The sequence below is a fragment of the Parafrankia sp. Ea1.12 genome, assembly GCF_900465275.1.
GTDB classification, from domain to species: Bacteria; Actinomycetota; Actinomycetes; order Frankiales; family Frankiaceae; genus Parafrankia; species Parafrankia soli.
Window position 1 is genome coordinate 1 of record NZ_UBIZ01000452.1, and the last position, 1,392, is coordinate 1,392.

Consider the following 1,392-nt stretch of genomic DNA (forward strand, 5'->3'; position numbering starts at 1 on the left):
CCGTCCCCCTCATCCACCCCGCCCGCTCCGGGCGCTACGGGCGCTACGGGCGCTCCATCCGCGGCAGTCGCCGTCGCCGAACGCGACGAGCAGGGCTGGCGCCGTTGACTCGCCTCGACCTTCCCGGCCACCTGATCCGGAGCGGCTGATCCGCTGACCTGGGCGGATTAGACTCACTCTCCGCCACATGGCTTACGGCGGGGGGGTACGCCGGCGATGCGCCGACTCGGTTCGCAGTACGTTCTGCATGCACCACTCGGTCGCGGCGCCATGGGCGAGGTGTGGCGGGGCGAGCGCGAGGCTGACGCCACGCCGGTGGCGGCCAAGATCCTTCGCGCCGAGCTCGCGGACGACAGCGACGTCGTCGAGCGGTTCCTGCGGGAACGTGAGCTCCTGCTGGGCTTCGACCACCCGCACCTGGTCAAGGTCCGGGACCTCGTCGTCGAGGGCGGCACTCTCGCGATCGTGATGGACCTGGTCGACGGTGTCGACCTGCGCAAGTACCTGCGCGCGCGAGAGGTGCTGGCGCCGCGGGAGGCCGTGCTCCTCGTCAGCCAGGTGCTGGACGCGCTCGCCGCCGTGCACCGGACGGGTGTGGTCCACCGGGACATCAAGCCGGACAACATCCTGATCGACACCACGGACCCCGAGCACCCGCGGGCGATGCTGACCGACTTCGGGATCGCGCGGATCGCCCACGGCCCGTCGATGACCCGGCTCACCGGGCTGATCGGGACGCCGAGGTACATGGCCCCGGAGTTGTCCGAGGGGACCCGGGCCACGCCGGCCGCCGACCTCTACAGCATCGGGATCGTCGTCTACGAGCTGCTGGCCGGCCGGCCGCCGTTCAACGCCGAACATCCGATCGCCATGCTGCGGGCGCATCTGGAACAGACGCCCGCTCCCCTCGAGGCCCTGCCCGGAACGCTGTGGGCCGTCATAGCCCGCCTGCTCGCAAAGTCCCCCGGCGATCGCCCGGCCACGGCCGGCCACGCCCGCGCCGAGCTGACGGCGGCGCTGGCGGGCACCGACGCGGCCCTCGGTGAAGCGAACCTCGCCGAGGCGGGCCTGGACGCACCCGAGGCGACAATGATCAGCGTCCCGGGTGGCGGCCCAGGCGCCGTGATCGCGGACCGCCGTCCCGACACCGCCCCCGCCGGACCCCACGAGGCCGACCCCGCCGGCGTTTCCGGCGCTCCCGGTGTTTCCGATGCTCCCGGCGCTCCCGGCGCTCCCGGCGACACGGTCATCTCACCACGGCCCGGGATGTCCCTGTCACCGGTCGGGGTCCGCCTGGAAGGCCAGCCCGGGAATGCGGCGGAGCCCGCCGCGGGAGACCACGCGCACGAGACCCTGTTGTCTCCCCTGCCGGGCGACCTCTCCCCCGTGTCC

At 73.1% G+C, this 1,392-nt stretch carries 1 protein-coding gene; it reads left to right on the forward strand.

Annotated features, from left to right (window positions below):
• Positions 1-216 precede the first annotated feature (216 nt).
• A partial coding sequence (locus FMEAI12_RS26510) for a serine/threonine-protein kinase (RefSeq protein WP_146776770.1) occupies positions 217-1,392 on the forward strand: 1,176 nt, incomplete at its 3' end.